This is a genomic window from Streptomyces sp. S186 (genome assembly GCF_051603415.1).
Classification (GTDB): domain Bacteria; phylum Actinomycetota; class Actinomycetes; order Streptomycetales; family Streptomycetaceae; genus Streptomyces.
This window is the reverse complement of sequence record NZ_CP193932.1, coordinates 2828587-2855357: the sequence shown is the minus strand read 5'-3', so window position 1 is coordinate 2855357 and position 26771 is coordinate 2828587. Positions and strand designations below refer to the sequence as shown.

Here is a 26771-nt window from a genome sequence, read left to right as displayed (position 1 = left end):
AAGGGCGGACGTGCGGAATGTCAGGGCTGGTGGGGGTACGGAACCGGCCGCCAGGTACCGGTTCCGTCAGCCCCGGCCCGCCGCCTGCCCGGCCACCGTCAGCCCGGCCGGGGGACGGCGGGCCGACCGCCGTGCCGCGTCCAGGGACCGGCCCGGGTCAGCCGCCGAAGCGGGCCCCGGCCAGGCCGTTCGCCCAGAGCTGGTCCACCTGGGCCCGCTCGTTGGCGTCCGGCTGGGTGTTCTGGCAGGACGGGCCGGGCCCGCCGCCGGACATCAGCTCGCTGCAGGGACCCTCGTAGTGGTCCGGCAGGCCCAGTACATGGCCGGTTTCATGCGCCACGATGCGGGTGCGGTTGTACTGCTGGGCCTGGCTGTAGTCGATGAAGACGAAGCCCTTGCCGTGGCCGTCGGTGCTGGCGTACGAACCGCGCGGGTCGTTGCCCTCCTTGTACTGGAAGTCGCCGCCGCTGCCCTGCTGCAGCTTGACGTTCTTGACGGCGCCGTTCCATATGGAGGCGCTCTGGGATATCTCGTTCGCGAAGGTCGGGGCGGCGCTCGCGTCGTAGGTGACGGTCACCGACTTCAGGTGCGGGTTGGCCTTGAGCTTGGCCCTGGCCGACTTCATGACGGCGTCGAAGAACGCCTTGGTGTTCGCCTTCTCCGCCGGCGAACCGGTGTAGGCGGCGATCGAGGCGGGGGTGCTGTGAGGGGAGGCGGAGTGTGCGGAGGGGGTGGTCGCCGACACCGGCGCGGCCGCGGCGAGCGCGGCGGCGAGGCCCAGACCGAGCGCAGCCGACAGCGCCGTCTTGGGAGATCTCATGTGGGGGGCTCCTTAATTTCCGAGGGGCCGTACGGCCGCCGTGTGGGGCGGCGGCCGGGGCCCTGCGGATTTCTTGGTGCCGTTGAGTGTGGACGGAGTTCACCCGTGGGACGGAGATGCCAGGTGGCGATAGCCCGAACCAATACCCCCGGTGGCGGCGGGCCAACGTGCCGGTGAAGAGCCGGAGTTCGCAGGTGGCGGAAGAGTCTGGTGTGAGCCGCGCCCGCGCGTTTATGCTCCCGGCGTGGAGCTAGAGGTAAGGCACCTGCGCGCCCTGTGCGCCATCGCGGACACCGGCAGCGTGCGCAAGGCGGCCCGCCAGCTGGGAATGACGCAGCCCTCCTTGACGACCCAGCTCCACCGCATCGAGAAGGCCCTGGGCGGCCAGCTCTTCTTCCGCGAGCCGACCGGCAGCCGACCCACCCCCCTCGGGCACTCCGTGCTCTGTCGCGCCCGGCCGATAGTGGCCGAGATGCGGGCGCTTGTCGAGGACATCGCCTCGGTCTCGGTCAGGGAGGAGGGCACCCGGCTGCGGATCGGCAGCACCAACAGCCCGGCCGTCGCGGGCTGGTTGCGCCGGCTGCGCGCCCGGCTGCCCGAGACCGACACCACGATACGTACAGATGTGTCCGCCAACGCCCTGCTTCACATGGTGGCGATGGGGCAGCTGGACGCGGCCTTCGTGCACGAGGTCGAGGGCGCCCCGCTGCGCGTCCCCGACGGCGTGGTGGAGTACGAACTCCTCGCCCGCGAGCCGCAGTTCATCGCCCTGGCCGAAAACCACCCGGCGGCCGGGCGGGGCGTCGTCCGGGTCGCCGACCTGGCCGGCGACCAGTGGATGGTCGATCCGACGGTGGACGGCGAGTGGGCCGGGCTGCGCCGCATCTGGGCCGCCGCCGGCATCAACCCCCGGGTGGTGCACGGCGATTACCTCACCGCCGTGGACCTCGTCATGGCCGGCGAGGTGGTCACCCCCTGCCAGCCCACCGCCCGCTCCCGCCCCGGCATGGCGATCCGCCCGCTGCACGGCGACCCGCTGGCGGTCCGGCTCTTCATGGCCTGCCGCGCGGACGGCCCGCCGGCCGCCTCCGCCCGCGACCTGTTCGCCGACCTCACCGCCGCGTACACGGAGATCGCCTGGGCCAGCGAGGCATACCACGGCTGGCTGGTCCGGCACGGCGGCATGCTGACCCCCGGCGGCTGAGGCGTCAGGGCCCTATAGCGCGGCGCTATCGCCCGGCGCGGGGCCATCGCCGCCGGCCCGGCGCCCCCCCACAACGACCGCACCCGGCCCGCAGGGCCGCCGGGTTGCGGCGGTTCGCGGACCGGGTGCGGTCAGGAGACCAGGCGATCGGGAAGACCGCAGGTCGACGGCGCGGAGCCGGGCTCAGCCCTTCTTGGTCTCCCAGAAGATCTTGTCGATCTGGGCGATCAGGTCCAGGGCCTTCTGGCCGGTGGCCGGGTCGTTCGAACCCTTGGCGGCGCTCAGGGCCTTGAGGGTGTCGTTGACCAGCTGGTGCAGCTCCGGGTACTTCTCGAAGTGCGGGGGCTTGAAGTAGTCGCTCCACAGCACCGAGACGTGGTGCTTGGCCAGCTCGGCCCGCTGCTCCTTGATCAGGACGGCGCGGGTGCGGAAGTCCGGGTCCTCGTTGGCCTGGTACTTCTCCTGGACGGCCTTGACCGACTCGGCCTCGATGCGGGCCTGGGCCGGGTCGTACACGCCGCAGGGCAGGTCGCAGTGGGCGCTGACCTTCACCTTGGGGGCGAACAGGCGGGAAAGCATGTTCAGTCCTTCCTCGTGATCGTCTTCTCACGTGCGAGATTACTCGGTACGGGAAGGCTTTTCTCGGGTGCCCCGGGGGTCTTAGGGCAAAAGTCCGGTGCCGGGGCGGGACTGATGGAGGATGGTCCGGTGAACGTCGCACGGGGGCTGGACCGGGAGGTAGGGATGCCGGAGCGGGTGCGCGAGCCGGAGCGGGAGGGCGGTGGCGGCGCGGAGCCGGTGCGCGGCGGGCCGCTGCGGTCGTTCGGACTGGCGGAGGTCTACAACCCCTCGATGGTGCCGACGCTCCAGCCGGGGGACCACCTGCTGGTCCGGTACGGGGCGGTGGTGCGCCCCGGTGACGTGGTCGTACTGCGGCACCCGTTCCGCCAGGACCTGCTGATCGTCAAGCGCGCGGTGGAGCGGCGGGACGGCGGCTGGTGGGTGCGCGGTGACAACCCCTACGTGGAGAACGACAGCCGGGAGTTCGGGGCGGTCCCCGACGAGCTGGTGATCGCCCGGGCCTGGCTGCGGCTGCGGCCGCCGCGCGGCCTTCAGCGCTCCCCGCGGGCGGTGCTCGACTGGGGTGCCTGGGCGCTCTCGGCGGTGCGGCCGCTCTCCAGGCGCTTGCGGGCGCGGTAGGCGGCGACGTTGGCGCGGGTGGCGCAGCGGTCGGAGCAGTAGCGCCGGGAGCGGTTGGTCGAGGTGTCCAGGTAGGCGTTGCGGCAGGGCTTGGCCTCGCAGATGCCCAGCCGGTCCACGCCCAGCTCGGTGAGGTGGAAGGCCAGTCCCATGCAGGCGGTCGCGGTGAAGCCGGCGGTGGCGTTGGCGGCGTGGTCGGCGATGTGCATGTGCCACTTGGGGCGCCCGTCGTCATCGCGGAACTCGTGGCCGGAGATCTGCGGGCTGACCGGGAACTCCATCATCAGCGCGTTCAGCAGGTCGACGGCGAGCACCTCGTCACCGCGGTCGGCGGCCTCGAAGACGGCGCGGAGCCGGGAGCGGACCGTGCGCAGCCGCGTCACATCGCTCTCGGTGGCCCGCCGGGCGGCCTGCTTGGTCGGGCCGAAGAGCTCCCGGACCGCCTCGACGGAGGTCAGGCTGTCCCCGCCGCGCTCGGGCTGCTCGGTGTTGACCAGCCGCACGGCGTAGTCCGAGTAATAGGCCAGTTCCACTTGTAGTCCTTACGGCGCGGGGCTAGGGTGCAGGTACCCACCTGCGTAATGGGTGTTGTCGCTACGAGGGTATTACGGGCCGGAGGGGTTGTGATGACCGAGACCGTTGTCGACGGGGGCTGGCAGGCATGGCAGGAGAGTTGGGATCGGCAGCAGGAGTGGTACATGCCCGACCGCGAGGAGCGGTTCCGGGTGATGCTCGACATGGTCGAGGCGCTCGTGGGCCCCGAACCGCGGGTGCTCGATCTGGCATGCGGTACGGGCAGTATCTCCGACCGGCTGCTGAAGAGGTTCCCGAAAGCCGAAAGTGTGGGGGTGGACCTCGACCCCGCGCTGCTGGCCATCGCGGAGGGCTACTTCGCGGACGAGCCGCGGGTGCGCTTCGTCCGCGCCGACCTCAAGGACCCGGCGTGGCCGGAGAAGCTCCCCCACGACTCCTATGACGCGGTGCTCACCGCCACCGCGCTGCACTGGCTGCACACCCCGGAGCTGCGGACGCTGTACGGGCGGCTGGGCGGCCTTGTCCGGGACGGCGGGGTGTTCCTCAACGCCGACCACATGCCCGACGACGCCACCCCGCGGATCAACGCCGCCGAGCGGGAGTTCCGGCACGAGCGGATGGCGCGGGCCAAGGAGGCCGGTACGGCGGACTGGGCCGAGTGGTGGCGGCTGGCCGCCGCCGACCCGCGGCTGGCCGGGCCGACCGCCGAGCGCTTCGAGATCTACGGCGAGCACGCGGACGGGGACACGCCGGCCGTGCAGTGGCACGTCGGGGCGTTGCGCGAGGCCGGGTTCGCGGAGGCCCGCCCGGTGTGGGCCTCGCCGACGGACAGCCTCGTCCTGGCGCTGAAGTAGCGCCCGGCGCCGGCGCGGTGTGCGGCGCGGCGGGCGGGACCACGAGGGTGCCGCCCGCCGCGCCGATGCGTTCAGAGGACCCCGGAGCGTTCAGAGCACCTTCGACAGGAATGACTGGGTCCGCTCGTGGCGGGGGTTGGTGAGGACGTCGCGGGGATGGCCGGATTCGACCACCACGCCGTTGTCCATGAAGACCAGCGAGTCGCCGACCTCGCGGGCGAAGCCCATCTCGTGGGTCACCACGACCATCGTCATGCCGTCGGCCGCCAGGTCCTTCATGACGTCCAGGACGTCGCCGACCAGCTCCGGGTCGAGGGCCGAGGTCGGCTCGTCGAAGAGCATCAGCTTCGGTTCCATGGCCAGCGCCCGGGCGATCGCCACCCGCTGCTGCTGGCCGCCGGAGAGCTGGGAGGGGTAGTTGCCGGCCTTGTCGCCCAGCCCGACCCGCTCCAGCAGCGCCGCCGCCCGCTCCCGCGCGGCCGCCTTGGACTCGCCCTTGACCTGGACCGGCGCCTCCATGATGTTCTCCAGCGCGGTCATGTGCGGGAAGAGGTTGAAGCGCTGGAAGACCATGCCGATGTCCCGGCGGCGGGCGGCGACCTCGCGGTCGCGCAGCTCGTAGAGCTTGCCGTTGTGCTCGCGGTAGCCGACCAGTTCGCCGTCGACCGACAGCCGGCCGGCGTTGATCTTCTCCAGGTGGTTGATGCACCGCAGGAACGTCGACTTGCCGGAACCGGACGGGCCGATCAGGCAGAAGACCTCCCCGGGCGCGACCTCCAGGTCGATCCCCTTGAGGATGTGCGCGGTGCCGAAGGACTTGTGGACGCCCTCGGCCTTGACCATCGGCACGGACGCGGCCTTCTCAACGGTCTTCTCAGCCTCAACGGCCTTCTCGGCGGCCTTCTTCGTGGCCTTGCCGGAGTTCTTGCTCGTGCTCATGCCGCACCTCCGGCGCGGTTCGGGCCGGCCAGCTTCGCCTTGAGGCGCTGGAACGGGGTGGGCGGAAGCTGACGGCTGGAGCCGCGGGCGTAGTAGCGCTCCAGGTAGTACTGGCCGATGCTGAGCACCGTCGTGGCGATCAGGTACCAGGCGGCGGCCAGGATCAGCATCTCGACCACCACACCGGAGTCCCGGCCGACGTTCTGTGCGGCCTGCAGCAGGTCGTAGTACTGGACGGCGATGACGAGGGACGAGGTCTTGAGCATGTTGATGACCTCGTTGCCGGTCGGCGGCACGATCACCCGCATCGCCTGCGGCACGATGATCCGGCGCAGCGTCTTTCCATGGCTCATGCCCAGCGCGTGCGCCGCCTCGGTCTGGCCCTCGTCGACGGCGTTCAGGCCGGCCCGGCAGATCTCGGCCATGTACGCGGCCTCGTTGAGACCGAGGCCGAGCAGCGCGCACAGGAACGGGGTCATGAAGTCCGACCACTCGTCCTTGTAGATCGGCATGATGTCGATGTACTGGAAGACCAGGCCGAGGTTGAACCACAGGAAGAGCTGGACGTATACCGGGGTGCCGCGGAAGAACCAGATGTAGAACCACGACACCGACTTGGTCACCGGGTTCCTGGACTGCCGCATGACCGCCAGGATCACGCCCAGCACGATGCCGATCACCATCGACAGCACGGTGATCCACAGGGTGTTGCGCAGGCCCTTGAGGATGTCCGCGTTGAACATGTACTCCGGTATCGCGCCCCAGTTGACCTTCCCGGAGGCGAAGGCCCGGACGAGCAGGGCCAGCAGCCCGATGACGACGAGCGCGGCGACCCAGCGCCCGTAGTGGCGGACCGGTATGGCTTTGATGGGCTCGGGCTGGGTCGGCGGAGCGGCCGCCGGCGGCTCGGCCGGCTTGTCGACGTCAACTGACACGGAGAAAAGCCTTTCAGCGGGTGGCGGGAGAGGCGTGGGGGGTGGCCGCGCGGAGCGCGCCGGCGGGACGGAACCGGCGGGACGGAGCCGGACGCCGGCTCAGCTGCCGCCGTTGATCTGCACTTCCTTGACCGCGGCGCCCTTGACGTTCCACTTGGCCAGGACGCCGTCGTATGCGTGGTTCTTGATCACCAGCTCCACGGCCGCCTTGAGCGCGTCGCGCAGCTGCGCCTGCCCCTTGGGGACGGCGATGCCGTAGGGCGCCGCCTTGAGCGGGGCACCGCCGACCATCTGGAAGTCGTTGCCGCCGCCGGAGACGTTCACCGCGTAGGCCGCGACCGGGTAGTCGCTGGAGACCGCGTCCACCCCGCCGGTCCGCAGCCGGGTCTGGGCCTCGGAGTCGTTGTCGAACGCCTCGATGGAGATCGGCTGCTGGCCGCCGTCCTCACATGCCTTGGACTTGTCCTTGGCCAGGTCGTGGGAGACGGTGCCGCGCTGCACGGCGAGTTTCTTGCCGCACATGGCCTCCCAGCTGTCGATGCCCTTGGTCTTGCCCTTCTGGGTGTAGAGCGAGACACCGACGTTGAGGTAATCCACGAAATCGACGCCCTCGCCGATCTTCTTGCCGGTGCCGGAGTCGATGCCCTGCTGCCGGTCCTTGGTGTCCGTCATCGCCGACATCGCGATGTCGTAGCGCTTGGACTTCAGGCCGCCCATGAGGGTGTCGAAAGTGGCGTTGTTGAAATTGAGCTTGATGCCCAATTCCTTGCCGAGCGCCGCCGCGAGATCCGGATCGATGCCCTCCACCGCGCCGTTCGAGCGGAACTCCACCGGCTTGTAGGTGATGTCCGAGCCGACCTGCAGCATCGCCTTGTCCTGGACATCCTTGGGGAGCCGGTTGAAGAGGGGGGCGTGCGGATTCCGGTTCTTGGCCGCCTCCCGCCGGGCGATCGCCGCGTCCGTCTGGTCACCGCAGGCGCTGAGCAGCAGCAGCGATGCGGTGACCGTGGCTATCGCGGCGGCGGTCCGAACGGACCTGCCGGCCGCCGCGCGACGGATGGTGTCTGCGGTCATGCGGATCCTCCTGCGGGTGGGTGACCGACGTGCCAGTGTGGGCAGCCGACGTGCTGGTGAGAAGGGGGTGTGCACACACCTTTGGCCACCTTTGGACGTCGCGCCCTCGGTCGGTGACGGGAATCTTGCCATCCGGACTCCGGTATTCGGACTGCCGTTCAGGTCAAAATCGGATAACGGACGGAGAAGGGCGCTTCTCGGCCTTGCGGTGCAAGGGAAAGCGCGGCCCGGTGGTGCGGCGGGCCGCTCCGTGAGCGCGGCGGCGTCTCGGAATTCGGACAGTCCTGGGGGATCTCCGGCGTTTTCCGCCAATCCGTCGCTATTGTCGGAGCCTTGTACCGGCAGGTAACGAATCTGACTCGTCGCCGCGCGCGCCCGTCCGGTAGAAAGGTTCGTTACACCCCTCATCCGGGGCTCAGGGCGCGTGTGCGGCGCGCCCGGCGTCCGTACCTCCCCCCGCGCGGCGGCCATCCGCCGCACAGGGCACGGGCGCGGTGCCCGCCCACTCCTCAACCAGGGAGTGGTCAACCCTCAACAGATTTACGACAAAGGGGTCAGAGAACAGTGGCAGCGGAGATCGTCAATCCTCGCAGCGACAGCGAGACGGGCGCGGGAGGCGGCGCGGACGGCACGTCCGGCGAACTCTTCGACCCGGCCTTCGCGCTGCATCGCGGCGGCAAGATGGCCATCCAGTCAACGGTGCCGGTCAGGGACAAGGACGACCTGTCCCTCGCGTACACGCCGGGCGTCGCCAAGGTGTGCAGCGCCATCGCCGAGCGGCCCGAGCTCGTGCACGACTACACATGGAAGTCCCAGGTCGTGGCCGTGGTCACGGACGGCACCGCGGTGCTGGGCCTGGGCGACATCGGACCGGAGGCATCCCTTCCGGTGATGGAGGGCAAGGCCATCCTCTTCAAGCAGTTCGGCGGGGTGGACGCGGTCCCGATCGCGCTCGCGACCACCGACGCCGACGAGATCGTGGACACCGTCGTCCGCCTCGCGCCCTCCTTCGGCGGCGTCAACCTGGAGGACATCTCGGCGCCCCGGTGCTTCGAGATCGAGCGCAAGCTCAAGGAGCGCCTGGACATCCCGGTCTTCCACGACGACCAGCACGGCACCGCCGTGGTCACCCTCGCCGCGCTGCGCAACGCCGCCAAGCTCACGGACCGGTCGCTGGGCGAGCTGCGGGCGGTCATCTCGGGCGCCGGCGCGGCCGGGGTCGCCATCGCCAGGATCCTCGTCGAGGCGGGCATCGGGGACGTGGCGGTCTGCGACCGCAAGGGCGTCGTCTCCGCCGACCGCGGCGACCTCACGGACGTCAAGCGCGAGCTGGCCGGCTTCACCAACAAGGCGGGCCTGACCGGCTCCCTGGAGCAGGCGCTGGACGGCGCCGACGTCTTCATCGGCGTCTCCGGCGGCACGGTGCCCGAGGAGGCGGTGGCGAAGATGGCGAAGGACTCGATGATCTTCGCGATGGCCAACCCCAACCCGGAGATCCACCCGGACGTCGCCCACAAGTACGCCGCCGTGGTCGCCACCGGGCGCAGCGACTTCCCCAACCAGATCAACAACGTGCTGGCCTTCCCCGGCATCTTCGCCGGCGCCATGCAGGTGCGCGCCGCGCAGATCACCGAGGGCATGAAGCTCGCCGCCGCGGAGGCGCTGGCCGCCGTCGTCGCCGACGAGCTCAGCGCGGACAAGGTCATCCCCTCGCCGTTCGACGAGCGGGTTGCCCCGGCCGTCACCGCGGCCGTCGCGGCCGCCGCCCGTGCGGAGGGCGTCGCCCGGCGCTGACCTCACCTTGCCGGACACCGCCGACGGGCCGGACCGGCACCCCTCGCGGGGTGTTGGCCCGGCCCGTCGGGCATCTGCGCCGACGGCCGGAAAAGGCGGTGGGATTCCGGACGCCCGCGTCCCCGGCGAGGCGGCGCGTGTCACACCCGCGCCCGCTGTCGCGGCGCGCCCCCGCGGCCTAGTTTGGGATCATGTTTGCTGCCTACGCCGCCCGCATCGACCGCGACCAGCCGCTGAACGGCCTCGAACTGGGGGAGCGCCCGGCCCCCGCGGCCCGCCCCGGCTGGACCACCGTCGACGTCAAGGCCGCCTCCCTCAACCACCACGACCTGTGGACGCTGCGCGGCGTCGGGATCACCGAGGAGTCGCTCCCGATGATCCTCGGCTGCGACGCCGCCGGCATCGACGAGCACGGCAACGAGGTCGTCCTGCACTCCGTCATCGGCCAGACCGGCCACGGCGTCGGCCCCGACGAGAAGCCGTCCATCCTCACCGAGCGCTACCAGGGCACCTTCGCCGAGCGGGTCACCGTGCCCACCTGGAACGTCCTCCCCAAGCCCGCCGGCCTGTCCTTCGCCGAGGCCGCGTGCCTGCCCACCGCCTGGCTGACCGCGTACCGGATGCTGTTCACCAACGCCGGGGTCCGGCCCGGGGACAGCGTGCTGGTCCAGGGCGCCGGCGGCGGGGTGGCGACCGCCGCCATCGTCCTGGGCGCCGCCGCGGGCCTGCGGGTCTTCGCCACCAGCCGGGACGAGACCAAGCGCAAGCGCGCCGTGGAGCTGGGCGCCGAGGCGGCGTTCGCGACCGGCGAGCGGCTGCCCCGGCGGGTGGACGCGGTGATCGAGACGGTCGGCGCCGCCACCTGGTCGCACTCGGTCAAGTCGCTGCGGCCCGGCGGGACTCTGGTGATCTCGGGCGCCACCAGCGGCTTCACGCCCAAGAACGGGGAGCTCAACCGGATCTTCTTCCTGGAGCTGAAGATCGTCGGCTCGACGATGGGCAGCAAGGAGGAACTGGCCGGACTGCTGAGCTTCTGCGCCGCCAAGGGCGTCCGACCGGTGATCGACTCCACCCTGCCGCTGGACCGTGCCCGCGAGGGCTTCGCGAAGATGGCCGAGGGGGAGCTCTTCGGGAAGGTCGTGCTGACGGTGTGACGGTGTGACGGTGTGACGGGGGGACGGAGTGACGGTTTGACGGGGCGGTGGCCGGCGCCGTACAGCCGTCAACGGGCCTGTGGGGGCGGGACGTTGACGAGGCTCCGGTGCAGGACATAGCCGGGCACGGCCGGTACGCCGGGCGTGCCCGCACCCACGTCGTTAAACGACACGTCGTTAAACGACACAGCGTTCAACGGCGCAGCGTCCACCGGCACCGCCGGGGCGGGCGCGACACCGGACAGGGCCTCGATCGCCGCCCGGAGCCGGGCCGGAGCGTCGCTGTCCGTGAACGCCCGCCAGGCCGAAACGTCCGCCCACTCCCCGTAGTTGAGCACCCGTCCGCCGTCGTGCGAGAAGTGGAAGTGGGCGCCGAGCATCCCCGGTATCGGCTGCTCGGCCAGCATCCGGAGTACGGCGTCGGCGAGGGCCCGCTGGGCATCCGGGCCGGTGGTGGCGAACGCCGGGGTGAGCAGGAACCCCGGGGCCCGGGTGGCGCGTTCCTCGGACACGTAGCTGCGGTAGCGGCGATAACGGATCAGGCCCGGGCGGCGGATGCCCGGGATGGCCTCGTCGATGGGGCGGATGGCCGCGGGGCGCCGGGTGCGCACCCACTCCCGGTGGGCCTCGTCGTCGGTCCACTGCGCGTAGTTGAGGACATGGCTGCCGTCGGTGCTCAGAAAAGTGGCGAGCGCCAGCATTGCGTCGGGGCGCGGTTGGTGCTCCCAGGCGTCGAGCACCGCGTCCGCCGCCGGTTGCTGGAAACGGGCGGCGGGCACGAGCCACGGGCTGACGAGCACGGTGGCCGCGTCGGGGCGGCGGACGTCGGGGAAGTCGGCGGTGGGCGGCATACGGGCTCCCTGGTGTGTCGGGGACGGTGAACAGGAGCCTGACGCCTCAAGCGCGGTTGAGGTCAAGTGTGTTGGGGGCGCCTCCGAGCGGCTGCGCCCCCGGCCCGGAAGCTACGCCTCCGGGCCCGTCGCCGGCTCCTCCGAGCCGGACCGGCGCAGCAGTCCGCCGATGTGGGCGGCGGCGGACGCCAGTCGGTGGCGGGACTCCGCGAGCTGTTCCGCGGTGACGCCGTGGTCGCGGGCGGCGTCTCGCAGGTCGTCGCGGAAGCGGTCCAGCAGGCGGTCGAAGTCGCGGGCCGGATCGCCGCTGCCCGGCTCGGCTGCCCACGCGGGCGCGGGCGGCTCCTCGGGGGCGTGCGCGGCGGGGGGCGCCGGCGGTGCGGGGGACTCCGGGGCGGTCTCCTCCGGGGCCTCCTCGGTCAGGTCGATCCGCTCGACCGTGATCCGGTTGCCGTCCTGGGCGCCGGTGCGCTCCGTGCGTTCCGTGCCCCCCGTGCGCTCCGTGCTCTCCGGGGCGGCCGGGGCCGGCTCCTCGGCCGGGACGGTGCCGGACGCGCCGCCCGTGTAGCGGCCGACCTCGCGGGAGACCTCGCTCAGCGCGTCCCGCACCGCCGCCGACCAGTCGCCGGAGCGCACCGCTTCCTGGGTCTGCTCCTGGACGCGCCGGATGACGCGCTGGACCTCCTCGCGGGCGAACACCTGGGCGTCCCGGGCCTGTTTGCGGGCCCGCTGGGCCTCCTGCCGGGCCCGGCGGCTCTCCTCCTTGGCGCGGAGGGCCTGTTCCTTCCACTCCTCCTTGGCGCGCCGGAACTCCTCCTTCGCCTGCCGCCAGGCGTCCTTGTCGCCGAACGCGGTGTCGAAGTAGTCCGAAGCCTCCGGGAACGGCCGGCCGCCGGGCGCGGACCGGCGCCCGCCCTTCCCGGCGCCCGCCCGGGCCTGCTGGGCGGCCTCCCGGACCTCCCGGCGCAGATCGCGCGCCGAGCCGCTGACGTCCTCCCGGATGTCGGAGGCGAGGGCCGCCACCGACTCCCGGATCTCCAGCTCCAGTTCGGCGAGTTCACCGCCGCGGTCGGCCAGCTCGGCGCGGCCGGTGCCGGTGATCGAGTAGACCTTGCGGCCGCCCTCGGTGGTGTGCGTCACCAGACCCTCGGCCTCCAGCTTGGCCAGCCGCGGGTAGACCGTGCCGGCGGAGGGGGCGTAGAGGCCCTGGAAGCGCTCCTCCAGGAGACGGATGATCTCGTAGCCGTGCCGCGGGGCCTCGTCGAGCAGCTTGAGGAGGTAGAGGCGCAGACGGCCGTGGGCGAAGACGGGGGGCATGGTCAGAGCACCTTCTTCCCGGCGTGCGGGGTCGTGGCGGAGGGGGCGTCGCCAGGTCCGTCGACGGGGCCGTCGCCGGCGGGGTCGTCCGGCTCCTCGTAGGCGGGGCGGCGCAGCAGGGAGAGGGCGCCGGAGACGGTGGTGGCCTTGAGGCGGCCGGTACCGGCGCCCAGCGAGCCGGTGATCCGCTTGGTGCCCCACTGGCCGGTGACCCGCAGGTCGTCGAAGGCGTTGGTGACCACGCCGGTGCCGGTGTTGGCGTCCACCTCGGCGTCGGCCGGGTCGGGCAGCCGGATGGCGATCTCGCCGGAGACCGTGCTCAGTTCGATCTCCGCTCCAGCCGCCGGGTCCAGGTCCAGGACCATGTCGCCGCTGACGGTCTCGGCGCGCACCGCGCCGCCGGCGCCCTCGACGACCGTCAGATCGCCCGAGACGGAGTGGAACGTGAGGTCGCCGGTGAGGGCCTGGGCCTCGACGCTGCCGGAGACGGTCTCGGCGCGGACCGGGCCGGAGAGGCCGACGAGGGTGCTGTCCCCGCTGACCCCGCGCAGCTCCGTGCGGCCCGCGACACCCGAGACGACCGTGGTGGCGCCGACCACCCCGACCTCGACGCGGGTGCCGGCCGGCACCGTCACCGAGACCACCGCGCCACGCTGCCAGCCCTTGCGCTCCAGGAACTTCAGCAGGCCCTTCCAGGGCAGGTCGTCATAGCCGACGGTGAGGGTGCCGTCCTCGCAGGAGACGGACACCGGCGGGCCGTGCAGCTCGGACACCTCCACCCGGGCCGGCCCGGCCTCGGAGGTGCCGACGACATTGACGGTGCCGCCCACCAGGCGCACGGCGAGGGTGGCGACGGGCTCCTCGACCTCCAGCGTGCGGGATGCGGAGACCGTCCACTCGGTCCGGGCTGACATACCTGGCCTCCCCTGGCTAGGCGGACAACGCAACATATCGCGTCTTCGTTAGACACGATATATCGCAGCCCATCGGAGTCAAGTGGCTCCGACCCTGACCCAGCCCTGATACGGCCCCTGCCGTTCCCTAGGTGACGGCCGGCAGACAGCCCGGCGGCCGCCGCCCTACTCGTCGTCCTCGTCGTCCAGCCGGGCCAGCCAGGTGGCCAGCCGCTCCACCGGAACCTCGAAGTCCGGGTTGAGGTCGACGAACGTCCGCAGTTGCTCGGCCACCCACCCGAGGGTGACCTCCTCCTCGCCGCGCCGGTTCTCCAGCTCCTCGATACCGCGGTCGGTGAAATACACGTGCTCTCCAGCAGGTCAGCAGGTCAATGGGACAGTTCAGCAAGTCAATGGGACAGTGCGGCCAGGATAGGCAGCCGCGCGGACCGCCCGTGCCACGGGCCGCGGACGCCCCCGTGGACGCCCGCCGGCCCCCGAGGAACCCCGAAGGGCCCGCCCCACCCGAAGGTGGAACGGGCCCTTCGCGGACCGTGCTCAGCGGTTTCGGACGCTCACGCGTCGAAGACCTCCGCCAGCAGCTGGGCCTGCTCGGCCTGGTGCCGCTTGGCCGAGCCGACCGCCGGCGACGAGCCGTGCGGCCGCGAGATGCGGCGCAGGCGCTCACCGTGCGGGACGTCGGCGCCGACCGCCAGGTCGAGGTGGTCGATCAGGTTGAGACCGAGGAACGGCCAGGCACCCTGGTTCGCCGGCTCCTCCTGCGCCCACAGATACTTCCCGGCGTTCGGGAACTTCTTGATCTCCGCCTGGAGTTCGGCACCCGGCAGCGGGTACAGCCGCTCGATGCGGACCAGCGCGGTGTCGAAGGCGCCGCGCTTCTCCCGCTCGGCCTCCAGGTCGTAGTAGACCTTGCCGGAGCAGAAGACGACCTTGCGGACGTCCTCGGCCTTGACCTTGGCGTCGCCGATGACCGGGCGGAAGCCGCCGGTGGTGAACTCCTCCGTCTTCGACGCCGCCGCCTTCAGACGCAGCATCGACTTCGGGGTGAAGACGATCAGCGGCTTGTGGTGCGGGTTGTGCACCTGCCAGCGCAGCAGGTGGAAGTAGTTCGACGGGAGCGTCGGCATCGCGACGGTCATGTTGTTCTGCGCGCACAGCTGGAGGTAGCGCTCGATCCGGGCCGAGGAGTGGTCCGGGCCCTGGCCCTCGTAGCCGTGGGGGAGCAGCAGGGTGACGCCGGACGTCTGGCCCCACTTCTGCTCGGCGGAGGAGATGAACTCGTCGATGACGGTCTGCGCTCCGTTGGCGAAGTCGCCGAACTGCGCCTCCCACATCACCAGCGCCTCGGGCCGCTCCAGGGAGTAGCCGTACTCGAAGCCCATCGCCGCGTACTCGCTCAGCAGCGAGTCGTAGACGTTGTAGCGGGCCTGGTCGTCGGAGAGGTAGAGCAGCGGGGTGTAGTCCTCGCCGGTGGCGCGGTCCACCAGCACCGCGTGCCGCTGGCCGAAGGTGCCGCGGCGGGAGTCCTGGCCCGCCAGCCGGACGGGGGTGCCCTCCATCAGCAGGGAGCCGATGGCCAGCGTCTCGCCCATGCCCCAGTCGATCGTGCCGTCCTCGATCATCGCCGCGCGGCGCTGCAGCTGCGGCAGCAGACGCGGGTGGACGGTGACCCGGTCGGGGATGTTGACCTGGGACTCGGCGATCCGCTTCACGACCTCCTGGGAGACCGCGGTGTCCACGTGGACCGGGAACTCCGCCTGCGGCCGCGGGACCTCGGCCGGGGCCGGGGCGGCGGTGGCGTCCCGCACCTCGGTGAAGACCTTCTCCAGCTGGCCCTGGAAGTCCTGCAGCGCCTGCTCGGCCTCTTCCAGCGTGATGTCGCCGCGGCCGATCAGGGACTCGGTGTACAGCTTGCGCACCGAGCGCTTCTTGTCGATCACGTGGTACATCAGCGGCTGCGTGAACTCGGGGTTGTCGGTCTCGTTGTGACCGCGACGCCGGTAGCAGAGCAGGTCGATGACGACGTCCTTGTTGAACGCCTGGCGGAACTCGAAGGCCAGCCGGGCGACGCGGACGACGGCCTCGGGGTCGTCACCGTTGACGTGGAAGATCGGCGCCTCGATCATGCGGGCCACGTCGGTGGCGTACATGGACGAACGCGACGACTCCGGGGCGGCGGTGAAGCCGACCTGGTTGTTGATGACGATGTGCACGGTGCCGCCGGTGCGGTAGCCGCGCAGCTGCGACATGTTCAGCGTCTCGGCGACCACGCCCTGGCCGGCGAACGCCGCGTCGCCGTGCAGCTGGATCGGCAGGACGGTGAAGTCCGTGCCGCCCTTGTTGATGATGTCCTGCTTGGCGCGGGCGACGCCCTCGACGACCGGGTCCACGGCCTCCAGGTGGGAGGGGTTGGCGACCAGCGAGACCTTGATCTGCTCGCCGTCCAGGCCGGTGAAGGTGCCCTCGGCGCCCAGGTGGTACTTCACGTCGCCGGAGCCGTGCATCGACTTCGGGTCGAGGTTGCCCTCGAACTCGCGGAAGATCTGCGCGTACGACTTGCCGACGATGTTGGCGAGGACGTTGAGGCGGCCGCGGTGGGCCATGCCGATGACGACCTCGTCCAGGCGCGACTCGGCCGCGGAGTCGATGACCGCGTCCAGCAGCGGGATGACGGACTCGCCGCCCTCCAGCGAGAAGCGCTTCTGGCCGACGTACTTGGTCTGGAGGAACGTCTCGAACGCCTCGGCGGAGTTCAGCCGGCGCAGGATGCGCAGCTGCTCGTCGCGCTCCGGCGACTTGTGCGGGCGCTCGACGCGGTCCTGGATCCACTTGCGCTGCTTGGGGTCCTGGATGTGCATGAACTCGATGCCGGTGGTGCGGCAGTACGAGTCGCGCAGCACGCCGAGGATGTCGCGCAGCTTCATCATGGACTTGCCGGCGAAGCCGCCGACCGCGAACTCCCGCTCCAGGTCCCACAGGGTGAGGCCGTGCTCGGTGATGTCCAGGTCGGGGTGCTTGCGCTGGTGGTACTCCAGCGGGTCGGTGTCGGCCATGACGTGGCCGCGGACCCGGTAGGAGTGGATCAGCTCGAAGACCCGGGCGGCCTTGGTGACGTCGTCGTCGTGGGAGGCGTCGATGTCGCGCAGCCAGCGGACCGGCTCGTAGGGGATCCGCAGCGACTTGAAGATGTCGTCGAAGAAGTCGTTCTCGCCGAGCAGCAGCTGGCTCATGATCCGCAGGAACTCGCCGGAGGCGGCGCCCTGGATCACCCGGTGGTCGTAGGTGCTGGTCAGCGTCATGACCTTGGAGACGCCCAGCTTGTTCAGGGCGTCCTGCGAGGTGCCCTGGAACTCGGCCGGGTAGTCCATCGAGCCGACGCCCATGATCATGGACTGGCCCGGCATCAGACGCGGCACCGAGTGGACGGTGCCGATGCCGCCGGGGTTGGTCAGCGACGCGGTGACGCCGGTGAAGTCGTCCATCGTGAGCTTGTTGTCCCGGGCCCGGCGGACGATGTCCTCGTACGCCTGCCAGAACTCGAAGAAGCTCATGGTCTCGGCCTTCTTGATGGCCGCGACGACCAGCTGGCGCTCGCCCTTCGCCTTGACCAGGTCGATGGCCAGGCCGAGGTTGATGTGCGGGGGCTTGACCAGCGTCGGCTTGCCGTCCTTCTCCGCGAAGGAGTAGTTCATCGACGGCATGGCCTTGAGGGCCTGCACCATCGCGTACCCGATGATGTGCGTGAAGGAGACCTTCCCGCCGCGGGCGCGCTTGAGGTGGTTGTTGATGACGATGCGGTTGTCGAACAGCAGCTTCACCGGGACCGCGCGGACGGACGTGGCCGTCGGCAGCTCCAGGGACGCGCTCATGTTCTTCGCGACGGCCGCCGACGGGCCGCGCAGGGTGACCAGCTCCGGGCCCTCGGGGGCCGCGGCGGGCTGCTTGGCGGCCGGCGCCGGCTTCGCCGCGGGCTTGGCCGGGGCGCTCTTGGCGGGGGCGGCCGGTGCGGCATCAGTGCGCGCGGCGGCAGCCGCTCCGGTGGAGCCGGTGCTTGCACCGGGAGCCGCGGGCTTCGCCGGGGCGGCGGGCTGGGCCGGGGCGGCCGGCTTCGCGCCGTCCGAGGTGGGCTTCGGGGCGGCCGCGGCGGGGGCCGCCGGCGCGGGAGCCGACGGGGCGGCGTCCGCCGCCGGCCGGCTCGGCGCGGTGGCTCCGCCCGGCTTGTAGTCGGCGAAGAAGTCCCACCAGGCTCGGTCTACCGAGTTCGGGTCCTGGAGGTACTGCTGGTAGATCTCATCGACGAGCCACTCGTTGGGCCCGAACGCGGCAGCGGGATTCTTCCCCTGCTCGCCCTCGGTCGAGACACTCGCACTGTTGGGGGACTGTAGCGACACGGCGGCAACCGCCCTCTTCCGCTTCCTAAGGTGGTGGACAGCGGGAATAAAGGCTACGCCTCTTGTGACCTTTGGTGCAGTCCGGGAGGGTCACTCGTCGCGCACGTCACATTCACCGAAGGGTTTCAGGGCCTGACATGGCGGGAAACACACGGGGTTTGCCCGTGTGCGGGTAGCACTCATCGCCGAAACACCCCGGAATGAGTGCTCCTACCACCGACCCTACGTCAGCCCGCGTCAGCTCCGGGATGACTCCTGCCCCGGAAGAGTGACCCGGATCCGGCAACCCCGGGGTGATTCGGCCACCCCGATCCGCCCGCCGTGCAGGTCCACCGCCCAGCGCGCGATCGCCAGGCCCAGCCCCGTGCCGCCGTCGGTGCCCGGCCCCGAGGGGCCAGGACCGCCGCGGTTGAACCGCTCGAAGACGCGGTAGCGCTCCGACTCCGGGATGCCCGGGCCCTCGTCCTGCACCTCCAGCACCAGGCCCTCCGGCCCGTCGCCGCGCCGGGCCCGGACCGTGACCCGGCCGTGCCGCGGGCTGTGCTTGATCGCGTTGTCGATGAGGTTGGCCACGACCTGGTGCAGCCGCTCGGCGTCGGCGTACGCGGTCAGCTCCGGCGGGGAGACGTCGAGGTGGAGGTGGACGTCGGTACGGGTGTGGGTGCCGGAGCCGGCGAGTCCGGAGAGGGTGGCGGCGCCGCGGCTCATGTTGGCCTCCTTGAGCACCCCCGAGAGGTACGGCCAGACCTCGAAGCGCCGGGCGTGCAGCGGCACCACGCCGTTGTCCAGCCGGGAGAGGTCCAGCAGGTGCTCCACCAGCCGGCCCAGCCGCTCGGTCTGCTTCAGCGCCGTCCGCATGGTGTCGGAGTCGGGCTCGCAGACCCCGTCGACGACGTTCTCCAGCACCGCGCGCAGCGCCGCGATGGGGGTGCGCAGCTCGTGCGAGACGTTGGCGACCAGTTCCTTGCGGTGGGTGTCCACCGCCTCCAGGTCGGCGGCCATGCGGTTGAAGGCGTCGGCGAGATCGCCGAACTCGTCGCGGCGGCCGGCGCGCACCCGGCGGGTGTAGTCGCCGTGCGCCATCGACCGCGTCACGTCCGTCATCTCGCCGAGCGGGGCGGTCAGGCCGGTGGCCACGAACTGGGTGATCAGCAGCGAGGCGATGATCGAGAAGACCGTGATCACCCGCAGCTCGGTGGCCGAGTGCATCGCCACGAACACCAGCAGTGTGGTGATGATCACCGACACGATCACCAGCGCGCCGAGCGCCGCCTTGACCGAGCGGTACGGGTCCAGCGGCCGTAGCGCCTCCCAGACCCGGTCCCACAGGGCCCGGACCCCGTCGGAAGTCGGCCGCCGCCCGCCGGTCATGCGGGCGGGGTCTCCAGGGCGTAGCCGACGCCGTGGACGGTGCGGATGCGCTCGGCGCCGATCTTGCGGCGCAGCGCCTTGATGTGGCTGTCGACCGTCCGCGTGCCCGAGGCGTCCGCCCAGTCCCAGACCTCGGCCAGCAGCTGCTCGCGGGAGAGCACCGCGCGCGGGGTGTTCGCCAGACAGACCAGCAGGTCGAACTCGGTGGGGGTGAGGTGGACGTCGGTGCCGCGCACCCGCACCCGGCGCTGGGCGTGGTCGATCTCCAGCTCGCCCAGCCGCAGGATGCCGCTGCGCGGGGTGTGCGCGGCCAGCGCGGCCCGCTCGACCCGGCGCAGCAGGACGTGCACCCGGGCGGCCAGCTCCCGCATGGAGAACGGCTTGGTCATGTAGTCGTCGGCGCCGACGCCGAGGCCGACCAGCATGTCGGTCTCGTCGTCGCGGGCGGTGAGCATCATCACCGGCACCGGGCGCTGCGCCTGCACCCGGCGGCACACCTCCAGGCCGTCGAAGCCCGGCAGCATCACGTCGAGGACGAGCAGGTCCGGCTGCCACGCCTCGGCGGTGTCCACCGCAGCCGGGCCGTCGGTGGCCGTCTGCACCTGGAAGCCCTCGGCGCGCAGGCGGGCCGCGATGGCCTCGACGATCGTGGGATCGTCCTCCACGACCAGGACCCGGCGCTGGGCGCCCGGCGTGGCCGCGGTGGTGCCGCCCTGGGTTGTCTGAGTCTGGTCCATCGCCCGCCCCTGCATGTGCCCTGCGTGGTCGCGTCTTGCTGGGCAGCAGCGTAAGGGCATGATGTGACAGTCGGCTACGCGCCCTACGCGGACCGGAGCGCCAGGTGGACGACGTCCGGGACTCCTCGGGCAACGGGGATCTCTTCGGTCCGTACACCCTCGAAACCGGCATTTCCCAGCGCCTTTTCGAACTCCGGCGACGGCTGGGCCGACCACACGGCGAGCACTCCGCCGGGGGTCAGGCGGTCCCGGCAGGCGGCCAGCCCGGCGGGGGAGTAGAGGCTGTCGTTGTCCTCGGTGACGGTCCAGGCGGGGCCGTTGTCGATGTCCAGGCACAGGGCGTCGTAGGCGAGTTGGCTCCCGTCCGGGCGCAGGTGCGCGACCAGGTCGGCGTGCCGGATCTCGGTGCGCGGATCGGCCAGGGCGGCCCCGGAGACCGCCGCCAGCGGGCCGGTGCGGTGCCAGTCGATCACCGCCGACTCCCGCTCCACCACGGTGATCCGGCCCCAGCGGGGCTCGGCGGCGGCCCGGGCCAGCGAGAAGCCCACGCCCAGTCCGCCGATCAGCACCGACGGGTCCGCGCGGTCCGGCGGCAGGGCGGCCAGCGCGGCGTCCACCAGGAGTCGTTCGGAGCGGCCGTCGGAGGTGTCCATGAGGAAGCAGCCGTTGGCGATGATCTCGTACACCGGGCCGCTCTCCCCGTGTCCCGTAAGGGAGTTGGGGCCGTCGGCGGCCGGGCCCCGCTGCCGCAGCACCACCTCTCCGTAGGGGCCCTCGCGGCGGTCGAGGGTGCGTACGGCCGGCTCGTCGCCGGCGCTCGGAAGCCAGGAGTGAACGGGAGCCATGCGGCCATCTTGGCCAACGCCGGGCGGCCCGGTCCAACGGGCCGGCGGGCGGGGGTGCCGGGGCAGGCACGGCGACCGCCACGCCGGACGCGGTGCGTCGCACGGTGGTTGAGGGGTGTGAGGGATATCACTCACACAGCTGACTCATGGGTTGGCCGTGCAGAGTGGGCCGCGGACAGTGCGCGGGTGGCGGAAGGGACCGGCGATGGCGAGTGCGGTGGAGGCGGCCGGCGGCGCGCCGGCCACGGAGGGGGTGGGCGAGGGCGCTCCGGTGCTGCTGCCCGGGGTGCCCCGGCAGCGCGGGGGCGCGGCCGCGGACGCCGCCCCGGTCGCACCGGCCGCCCCGGCCGGCCCGCCCCCATCGGCCGCGCCGGCCGACCGCCGCCGGCCGGGCCCGCGCTTCTGGCGGCTGCTCCCCACCCCCACCGGCACCCCCTTCACCTTCTGTTACGCGCTGCTGCTCGTGGCCACCTCGCTCTACGCGGAGCACGGCGACCCCTCCGTGGTGTCCGCGCTGCTCCAGGGCTCCAGTACGGACGTGGTGCACCTCACCCAGGCACCGCTGCTGGTGCTGGTTGCCAGCGCCCTGTGGAGCGCCGGCGGAGTCGTCTCGGGCTATGCCGTCGCCTTCCTCTTCGTGCTGACCGCGCTGGAGCGGCGGATCGGCGGGGTGCGCACCGCCGTGGTGTTCTTCGGCGGGCACGCGCTGGCCACCCTCGCCACCGAGGTGCCGGTCGGCTTCTCGGTCGCTGCCGGGGAACTGCCGGAGAGCTCGCTGCACCGCCTCGACTACGGCATCAGCTTCGGTGTGATGGCCTGCCTCGGGGCGCTCGCCGGACTGCTGCCCGCCTGGGCGCGCTGGCCACTGCTGGCCGCGGGCGGCTACCAGGCGCTGAGCGGCCTGCTCGCCTACGTGGACCCGATGACCGACTGGGGCCATCTGCTGTCGCTCGCCCTGGGTGTCGCCGCCTGGCCGCTGCTCCACCACTGGCGGCGCCGGCGCACCGGGCCCGCGCCGCTGCCGGGCGACCTGGGCCACCCGGCGCTGCGGGCGGAGCGGGTGCCTCAGGGCGGGTCCGACGGGCGTCCCGCGCCGCGTCCGCGGGGCCTCCCGGACGACGTGCCGGGTGCCGGTCGCGGAGAATGGAGGTCTTCGCGGGTGCCGTGACGAAAGGGCCCCGCCGGCCGCAGGAGCAGAGAAGAACCGTGTCGCACGAGCGCCGCCGCCCCGCCGGGGACCGTCCGTCCGCCCCGCCGCAGAGCCCGGAGGGCCCGGACGCCGCCCGGCTCCCGCTGCTCTCCGACTGCGGGAACTGCTTCGGCCTGTGCTGTGTGGCGCTGCCGTTCGCGCGGTCGGCGGACTTCGCCCTGGACAAGGAGGCCGGGCGGCCCTGCCCGAACCTCCAGGACGACTTCCGCTGCGGCGTCCACCGGGACCTGCGGCAGCGCGGCTTCTCCGGCTGCACGGTCTTCGAGTGCTTCGGCGCCGGGCAGAAGATCTCCCAGGTCACCTTCGAGGGGAGGGACTGGCGGAGCGCGCCGGAGACCGCCCGGCCGATGTTCGACGCGTTCGCCGTGATGCGCCAGCTCCACGAACTGCTCTGGTACCTGACCGAGGCGGTCGCGCTGCCCCCGGCCCGCCCGGTACGCGACGAGTTGCGCGCCCTCCTGGAGAAGACCGAGCGGCTGACCCTGGGTACCGCCGGGGAACTGGCCGCGCTGGACGTGGCTGCCCACCGCGGCGCGGTCAACGTCCTGCTGCTGCGGGTCAGCGAGCTGGTCCGGGCGAAGGTCCCGGGCCGGAAGAAGGAGCGGCGCGGCGCGGACCTGATGGGGGCGCGGCTCAAGGACGCCGACCTCAGGGGTGCGAACCTGCGCGGGGCGTATCTCATCGCGGCCGACCTCCGGGGCGCCGACCTGCGGTCCGCGGACATGATCGGCGCCGACCTCCGGGACGCCGATCTGCGCGGCGCCGATCTCACCGGCAGCATCTTCCTGACGCAGGCCCAGGTGAACGCCGCCCGGGGCGACGCGACCACCAGGCTGCCGCGCGGCCTGCGCCGCCCCGGCCACTGGTAGCGCCGCCCTTCCCCTCCGGCCGGTGCCCACGCCCCCACGCGCCTTGCCCCGTAACCGAGTTGCTCGCTGCTGCCCGCGGCCCGATCGCTCAGAGCGAACACGCCCCGGGGAACAACCGCAGGGTGTTCAGCATTGAGTGGGTAAAGCTCAACTTGCTTGCCGAAGGGGAGATCATGACTGCTGAGTCGTCTGCTCGGTCGACGGAGTCCACACCGCTCACCCTGCCCGTGCTGCCTCTCGACGACGAGGTCGTCCTGCCCGGCATGGTGGTGCCCCTGGACCTGTCCGACGCCGAGGTGCGCGCCGCGGTGGAGGCCGCCCAGGCCGCCGCCCCGTCGGGCGGCAAACCCCGCGTGCTGCTGGTCCCGCGGATCGACGGGACGTACGCCGCGATCGGCACGCTCGGGCGGATCGAGCAGGTCGGACGGCTGTCCGACGGCGACCCGGGAGCCCTCATCCGGGGCCTGGGCCGGGTCCGGATCGGCGCCGGTACCACCGGCCCGGGCGCCGCGCTCTGGGTGGAGGGCACCACCGTCGAGGAGCAGGCCCCCGACCCCCTTCCCGGAGCCGTCGCCGAACTCGTCACGGAATACAAGGCGCTGGCCACCAGTTGGCTGCGCAAGCGCGGCGCCTGGCAGGTCGTGGACCGCGTCACCGGCATCGACGACGTCCCCGCGCTCGCCGACAACGCCGGGTACCTGCCGTTCCTGACGAGCGAGCAGAAGCTCCAGCTGCTGGAGACCACCGACCCGGTCGCCCGGCTGAAGTACGCCACCGAGGTGCTCCGCGCCCACCTCGCCGAGCAGGACGTCGCCGAGTCCATCGCCAAGGACGTCCAGGAGGGCGTCGAGAAGCAGCAGCGGGAGTTCCTGCTGCGCCGTCAGCTGGAGGCCGTCCGCAAGGAGCTGCGCGAGCTGAACGGCGAGAACTCCAAGGACGCGGCCGAGGAGTCCGACGACTACCGCGCCCGTGTGGAGGCCGCCGACCTGCCCGAGAAGGTCCGCGAGGCGGCCCTGAAGGAGGTCGACAAGCTGGAGCGGGCCAGCGAGCAGAGCCCCGAGGGCAGCTGGATCCGCACCTGGCTCGACACCGTCCTGGAACTCCCCTGGAACGAGCGGACCGAGGACGCCTACGACATCGCCGGCGCCAAGGAGGTCCTGGACGCCGACCACGCGGGCCTGGAGGACGTCAAGGAGCGGATCACCGAGTATCTGGCCGTGCGCAAGCGGCGGTCCGAGCGCGGGCTCGGGCTGGTCGGCGGGCGCCGCGGCGGCGCCGTGCTGGCGCTCGTCGGGCCGCCGGGCGTCGGCAAGACGTCGCTGGGGGAGTCCGTGGCGCGGGCCATGGGGCGGAAGTTCGTCCGGGTCGCCCTGGGCGGCGTCCGGGACGAGGCGGAGATCCGCGGCCACCGGCGCACCTACGTCGGCGCGCTCCCCGGCCGGATCGTGCGGGCCGTCAAGGAGGCCGGCTCGATGAACCCGGTCGTGCTCCTCGACGAGATCGACAAGGTGGGCTCCGACTACCGGGGCGACCCGGCCGCCGCCCTCCTGGAGGTGCTGGACCCGGCGCAGAACCACACCTTCCGGGACCACTACCTGGAGGTCGAACTGGACCTCTCCGACGTGGTGTTCCTGGCCACCGCCAACGTCCTGGAGGCCATCCCGGAGCCGCTGCTGGACCGGATGGAACTGGTCCGGCTGGACGGCTACACGGAGGACGAGAAGGTCGTCATCGCCCGGGACCACCTGGTGCCGCGCCAGCTGGAGCGGGCCGGCCTGACGCCCGGCGAGGTGACCGTGGCCGACGACGCGCTGCGCAGGCTGGCCGGCGAGTACACCCGCGAGGCGGGCGTGCGGAATCTGGAGCGCTCGATCGCCAGGCTGCTGCGCAAGGTGGCCGCCCGGCACGAACTGGGCGAGCAGGAGCTGCCGTTCACCGTCGGCGCGGACGCGCTGCGCCCGCTCATCGGGCGTCCGCACCACACCCCGGAGTCGGCTCAGGACCCGGCCGAGCGGCGGACCGCGGTGCCCGGCGTCGTCACCGGTCTCGCGGTCACCGGCGCCGGCGGCGACGTGCTCTACATCGAGGCGTCACTGGCCGACCCCGAGACCGGCGCCTCCGGGCTGCGGCTGACCGGCCAGCTGGGCGACGTGATGAAGGAGTCGGCGCACATCGCGCTGTCCTTCCTGCGCTCGCACGGCGCCGAACTGGAGCTCCCGGTGGGCGACCTGAAGGAGCGCGGCGTCCATCTGCACATCCCGGCCGGCGCCATCCCCAAGGACGGCCCCAGCGCCGGCATCACGATGACCACCGCGCTGGCCTCGCTGCTGTCGGGCCGCCCGGTCCGTCCGGACGTCGCGATGACCGGTGAGGTCTCGCTCACCGGCCGGGTGCTGCCGATCGGCGGCGTCAAGCAGAAGCTGCTGGCCGCACTCCGGGCCGGCATCACCACCGTGATCATCCCCAAGCGCAACGAACCGGACCTGGACGACGTCCCGGCCGAGGTCCTCGAAGCGCTGGAGGTGCACCCGGTGGCGGACGTCCGGCAGGTGCTGGAGCTGGCCCTGACGCCGGCGGCGAACGGGCAGCGGCCGGAGTTCCCGGTCGCGGCGTAGGCGCGGCGCGGACGGGGCGCCCGGCGCGGACGGGGCGCGGACCGCGGAGGCCGGCCCGGGGGGGAGACCCGGGCCGGCCTCCGGGCGCGTCAGCCGTTGGCCAGCGCCTGGAGCCGGTCGTAGGCGCCGTTGAACCTGTTGTGGTCGCCGACCGTCGCGCCGGTCGAGGTGTACTGCCAGATGGTGTGGAAGCCCCAGCCGCCCGGGAGTTCGCCGGCCGAGGAGCCGTAGCGCGGCACCCACAGCGGGTTGACCGCGCCGAACGCGCCGGAGTTGCCGGTGCACTGCTTCCACCAGCCGGTGGAGGTGTAGATGACGGCGTCCCGGCCGGTGCGCGCCTTGTAGGTGGCGAACCAGTCCTTCATCCAGTTCACCAGTCCGGTCGCGCTCAGCCCGTAGCACGTCGAGCCGTAGGGGTTGTACTCCATGTCCAGGGCGCCGGGCAGCGTCCTGCCGTCCTTGGACCAGCCGCCGCCGTGGTCCACGAAGTAGTTGGCCTGGGCCGCGCCGCTGGAGGTGTCGGGCGTGGCGAAGTGGTAGGCGCCGCGGATCATGCCGACGTGGTAGGAGCCGTTGTACTGCTGCGCGAAGGACGGGTTGGTGTAGCTGGTGGACTCGGTGGCCTTGACGTAGGCGAACTTCACGCCGCCGTTCCACAGCGTCGACCAGGCGACGCTGCCGTTGTGGCTGCTGACGTCCACGCCCTCGACGGACGCGGTCAGCGAGGGCGGCGGCAGCGGGCCGGCCTTGGTGCCCTCGTGCTTGGCGATCTGGGAGCCGGCCCAGTCGCGTTCGGGGTGGGTGGGCTCGGGCGCGCGGTGGGGGGACGCGGCACCGGCCGTACCGGGCAGGCCGACGAGGGAGACGGTCGCGAGAAGGGCACCGGCCAGGAGCGCGCGGGAGCGCGGGGAACGGTGCGGGGGGCCGGATCTGAGCACGGGCATGTACTGCCTCCGTGGATCTCGGTGGATCTCAGTGGATCTGGGTGGATCTCGGTGCGGTGACTTCGTGGGGAAGTGACCTTGAGGGGGAGGTACGGGCGTACTGGCGTGCTGGCGCCCACATGCTTGGTGTGGTCATGCCAGAAATGACGGTACGCGCGTAGACCCCCGTGGCAAAAGGGGGGCGCGGGCTGCCGTTGGT

Annotated in this window: 23 protein-coding genes; 8 read left to right on the top strand and 15 right to left on the bottom strand. The window is 71.9% G+C overall.

The window, feature by feature from the left end; genetic code table 11:
• Positions 1-157 precede the first annotated feature (157 nt).
• On the bottom strand, positions 158-820 hold the full coding sequence (snpA, locus tag ACRAS8_RS11740; protein ID WP_438485882.1) for a snapalysin: 663 nt from the start codon (positions 818-820) through the stop codon (positions 158-160).
• A gap of 244 nt (positions 821-1064) precedes the next feature.
• Between snpA and ACRAS8_RS11735 the strand changes: the two genes are divergently transcribed.
• The gene (locus ACRAS8_RS11735; RefSeq protein WP_438485881.1) at positions 1065-2024 is read left to right on the top strand and encodes a LysR family transcriptional regulator; all 960 of its coding nucleotides are present in this window, start codon (positions 1065-1067) and stop codon (positions 2022-2024) included.
• Positions 2025-2207: 183 nt separating this feature from the next.
• Here ACRAS8_RS11735 and sodN read toward each other — a convergent pair whose 3' ends face one another.
• Complete coding sequence (sodN, locus tag ACRAS8_RS11730; protein WP_018536147.1) at positions 2208-2603, bottom strand: superoxide dismutase, Ni; 396 nt, start codon at positions 2601-2603, stop codon at positions 2208-2210.
• A 165-nt stretch (positions 2604-2768) separates the two neighbouring features.
• On the opposite strand from sodN, the gene sodX reads away from it, so the two are divergent.
• The gene (sodX, locus tag ACRAS8_RS11725) at positions 2769-3224 is read left to right on the top strand and encodes a nickel-type superoxide dismutase maturation protease (protein ID WP_438490431.1); all 456 of its coding nucleotides are present in this window, start codon (positions 2769-2771) and stop codon (positions 3222-3224) included.
• Here sodX and ACRAS8_RS11720 read toward each other — a convergent pair.
• Positions 3137-3757 (bottom strand): CGNR zinc finger domain-containing protein, encoded by a 621-nt coding sequence (locus ACRAS8_RS11720; protein WP_438485880.1) that lies wholly within the window; start codon positions 3755-3757, stop codon positions 3137-3139. The two genes, sodX and ACRAS8_RS11720, sit on opposite strands and share 88 nt — an antisense overlap.
• 93 nt (positions 3758-3850) lie before the next feature.
• Here ACRAS8_RS11720 and ACRAS8_RS11715 point away from each other — a divergent pair, with 93 nt between their 5' ends.
• The gene (locus ACRAS8_RS11715; RefSeq protein WP_438485879.1) at positions 3851-4612 is read left to right on the top strand and encodes a class I SAM-dependent methyltransferase; all 762 of its coding nucleotides are present in this window, start codon (positions 3851-3853) and stop codon (positions 4610-4612) included.
• Positions 4613-4702: 90 nt separating this feature from the next.
• On the opposite strand, the gene ACRAS8_RS11710 is transcribed toward ACRAS8_RS11715, so the two are convergent.
• From ACRAS8_RS11710 to ACRAS8_RS11700, 3 genes are all read right to left on the bottom strand, one after another.
• Positions 4703-5455 (bottom strand): amino acid ABC transporter ATP-binding protein, encoded by a 753-nt coding sequence (locus tag ACRAS8_RS11710; protein ID WP_438490430.1) that lies wholly within the window; start codon positions 5453-5455, stop codon positions 4703-4705.
• A gap of 92 nt (positions 5456-5547) precedes the next feature.
• Positions 5548-6486 (bottom strand): amino acid ABC transporter permease, encoded by a 939-nt coding sequence (locus ACRAS8_RS11705; RefSeq protein WP_438485878.1) that lies wholly within the window; start codon positions 6484-6486, stop codon positions 5548-5550.
• 99 nt (positions 6487-6585) lie between these two features.
• Positions 6586-7560 (bottom strand): ABC transporter substrate-binding protein, encoded by a 975-nt coding sequence (locus ACRAS8_RS11700; protein WP_438485877.1) that lies wholly within the window; start codon positions 7558-7560, stop codon positions 6586-6588.
• A gap of 564 nt (positions 7561-8124) precedes the next feature.
• On the opposite strand from ACRAS8_RS11700, the gene ACRAS8_RS11695 reads away from it, so the two are divergent.
• Together ACRAS8_RS11695 and ACRAS8_RS11690 are read left to right on the top strand one after the other, a co-directional pair.
• Positions 8125-9354: an NAD(P)-dependent malic enzyme gene (locus ACRAS8_RS11695; RefSeq protein WP_438485876.1), complete on the top strand. Its 1230-nt coding sequence runs from the start codon at positions 8125-8127 to the stop codon at positions 9352-9354.
• Positions 9355-9545: 191 nt separating this feature from the next.
• Positions 9546-10508, top strand: coding sequence for a zinc-binding dehydrogenase (locus tag ACRAS8_RS11690; RefSeq protein WP_438485875.1), 963 nt, complete (start codon positions 9546-9548; stop codon positions 10506-10508).
• Positions 10509-10576: 68 nt separating this feature from the next.
• Here ACRAS8_RS11690 and ACRAS8_RS11685 read toward each other — a convergent pair whose 3' ends face one another.
• The 8 genes from ACRAS8_RS11685 to ACRAS8_RS11650 all read right to left on the bottom strand — a co-directional run bounded on the left by ACRAS8_RS11685 (position 10577) and on the right by ACRAS8_RS11650 (position 20934).
• Positions 10577-11359 carry an antibiotic biosynthesis monooxygenase family protein gene (locus tag ACRAS8_RS11685; RefSeq protein ID WP_438485874.1) on the bottom strand — a complete coding sequence of 261 codons (783 nt, stop codon included), beginning with the start codon at positions 11357-11359 and terminating at the stop codon, positions 10577-10579.
• Positions 11360-11470: 111 nt separating this feature from the next.
• Positions 11471-12676 carry a helix-turn-helix transcriptional regulator gene (locus ACRAS8_RS11680; RefSeq protein WP_438485873.1) on the bottom strand — a complete coding sequence of 402 codons (1206 nt, stop codon included), beginning with the start codon at positions 12674-12676 and terminating at the stop codon, positions 11471-11473.
• A gap of 2 nt (positions 12677-12678) precedes the next feature.
• A complete protein-coding gene (locus ACRAS8_RS11675) occupies positions 12679-13590 on the bottom strand; it encodes a DUF4097 family beta strand repeat-containing protein (protein ID WP_438485872.1) in 912 nt (303 codons plus the stop codon).
• A gap of 165 nt (positions 13591-13755) precedes the next feature.
• Positions 13756-13935, bottom strand: a complete 180-nt coding sequence (locus ACRAS8_RS11670; RefSeq protein WP_004937694.1) for a DUF6104 family protein — start codon at positions 13933-13935, stop codon at positions 13756-13758.
• Between the two features lie 209 nt (positions 13936-14144).
• A complete protein-coding gene (locus tag ACRAS8_RS11665) occupies positions 14145-17981 on the bottom strand; it encodes a multifunctional oxoglutarate decarboxylase/oxoglutarate dehydrogenase thiamine pyrophosphate-binding subunit/dihydrolipoyllysine-residue succinyltransferase subunit (protein WP_438485871.1) in 3837 nt (1278 codons plus the stop codon).
• 237 nt (positions 17982-18218) lie between these two features.
• Positions 18219-19352, bottom strand: coding sequence for an ATP-binding protein (locus tag ACRAS8_RS11660; protein WP_438485870.1), 1134 nt, complete (start codon positions 19350-19352; stop codon positions 18219-18221).
• Complete coding sequence (locus ACRAS8_RS11655) at positions 19349-20089, bottom strand: response regulator transcription factor (RefSeq protein ID WP_018536131.1); 741 nt, start codon at positions 20087-20089, stop codon at positions 19349-19351. Before ACRAS8_RS11655 ends, ACRAS8_RS11660 begins: the two co-directional genes overlap by 4 nt.
• An 83-nt stretch (positions 20090-20172) precedes the next feature.
• A complete protein-coding gene (locus ACRAS8_RS11650) occupies positions 20173-20934 on the bottom strand; it encodes a spermidine synthase (RefSeq protein WP_438485869.1) in 762 nt (253 codons plus the stop codon).
• 205 nt (positions 20935-21139) lie between these two features.
• Here ACRAS8_RS11650 and ACRAS8_RS11645 point away from each other — a divergent pair, with 205 nt between their 5' ends.
• The 3 genes from ACRAS8_RS11645 to lon all read left to right on the top strand — a co-directional run bounded on the left by ACRAS8_RS11645 (position 21140) and on the right by lon (position 25628).
• Positions 21140-22102, top strand: a complete 963-nt coding sequence (locus ACRAS8_RS11645) for a rhomboid-like protein (RefSeq protein ID WP_438485868.1) — start codon at positions 21140-21142, stop codon at positions 22100-22102.
• Between the two features lie 38 nt (positions 22103-22140).
• Positions 22141-23013: a pentapeptide repeat-containing protein gene (locus tag ACRAS8_RS11640; RefSeq protein ID WP_438485867.1), complete on the top strand. Its 873-nt coding sequence runs from the start codon at positions 22141-22143 to the stop codon at positions 23011-23013.
• Between the two features lie 173 nt (positions 23014-23186).
• A complete protein-coding gene (lon, locus tag ACRAS8_RS11635; protein WP_438485866.1) occupies positions 23187-25628 on the top strand; it encodes an endopeptidase La in 2442 nt (813 codons plus the stop codon).
• Positions 25629-25717: 89 nt separating this feature from the next.
• Here the strand turns inward: lon and ACRAS8_RS11630 are convergent, their stop codons facing one another.
• Entirely contained in the window at positions 25718-26572 is an 855-nt protein-coding gene (locus tag ACRAS8_RS11630; protein WP_438485865.1) for a lysozyme, read from the bottom strand.
• Positions 26573-26771 lie beyond the last annotated feature (199 nt).

Excerpts from the sequence above, each read along its gene's own strand:
- snpA (WP_438485882.1), bottom strand. The coding sequence starts at position 820 with ATGAGATCTCCCAAGACGGCGCTGTCGGCTGCGCTCGGTCTGGGCCTC.
- sodN (WP_018536147.1), bottom strand. The coding sequence starts at position 2,603 with ATGCTTTCCCGCCTGTTCGCCCCCAAGGTGAAGGTCAGCGCCCACTGC.
- sodX (WP_438490431.1), top strand. The coding sequence starts at position 2,769 with ATGCCGGAGCGGGTGCGCGAGCCGGAGCGGGAGGGCGGTGGCGGCGCG.
- ACRAS8_RS11715 (WP_438485879.1), top strand. The coding sequence starts at position 3,851 with ATGACCGAGACCGTTGTCGACGGGGGCTGGCAGGCATGGCAGGAGAGT.
- ACRAS8_RS11710 (WP_438490430.1), bottom strand. The coding sequence starts at position 5,455 with ATGGTCAAGGCCGAGGGCGTCCACAAGTCCTTCGGCACCGCGCACATC.
- ACRAS8_RS11700 (WP_438485877.1), bottom strand. The coding sequence starts at position 7,560 with ATGACCGCAGACACCATCCGTCGCGCGGCGGCCGGCAGGTCCGTTCGG.
- ACRAS8_RS11690 (WP_438485875.1), top strand. The coding sequence starts at position 9,546 with ATGTTTGCTGCCTACGCCGCCCGCATCGACCGCGACCAGCCGCTGAAC.
- ACRAS8_RS11685 (WP_438485874.1), bottom strand. The coding sequence starts at position 11,359 with ATGCCGCCCACCGCCGACTTCCCCGACGTCCGCCGCCCCGACGCGGCC.
- ACRAS8_RS11680 (WP_438485873.1), bottom strand. The coding sequence starts at position 12,676 with ATGCCCCCCGTCTTCGCCCACGGCCGTCTGCGCCTCTACCTCCTCAAG.
- ACRAS8_RS11675 (WP_438485872.1), bottom strand. The coding sequence starts at position 13,590 with ATGTCAGCCCGGACCGAGTGGACGGTCTCCGCATCCCGCACGCTGGAG.
- ACRAS8_RS11660 (WP_438485870.1), bottom strand. The coding sequence starts at position 19,352 with ATGACCGGCGGGCGGCGGCCGACTTCCGACGGGGTCCGGGCCCTGTGG.
- ACRAS8_RS11655 (WP_018536131.1), bottom strand. The coding sequence starts at position 20,089 with ATGGACCAGACTCAGACAACCCAGGGCGGCACCACCGCGGCCACGCCG.
- ACRAS8_RS11650 (WP_438485869.1), bottom strand. The coding sequence starts at position 20,934 with ATGGCTCCCGTTCACTCCTGGCTTCCGAGCGCCGGCGACGAGCCGGCC.
- ACRAS8_RS11645 (WP_438485868.1), top strand. The coding sequence starts at position 21,140 with ATGGCGAGTGCGGTGGAGGCGGCCGGCGGCGCGCCGGCCACGGAGGGG.
- lon (WP_438485866.1), top strand. The coding sequence starts at position 23,187 with ATGACTGCTGAGTCGTCTGCTCGGTCGACGGAGTCCACACCGCTCACC.
- ACRAS8_RS11630 (WP_438485865.1), bottom strand. The coding sequence starts at position 26,572 with ATGCCCGTGCTCAGATCCGGCCCCCCGCACCGTTCCCCGCGCTCCCGC.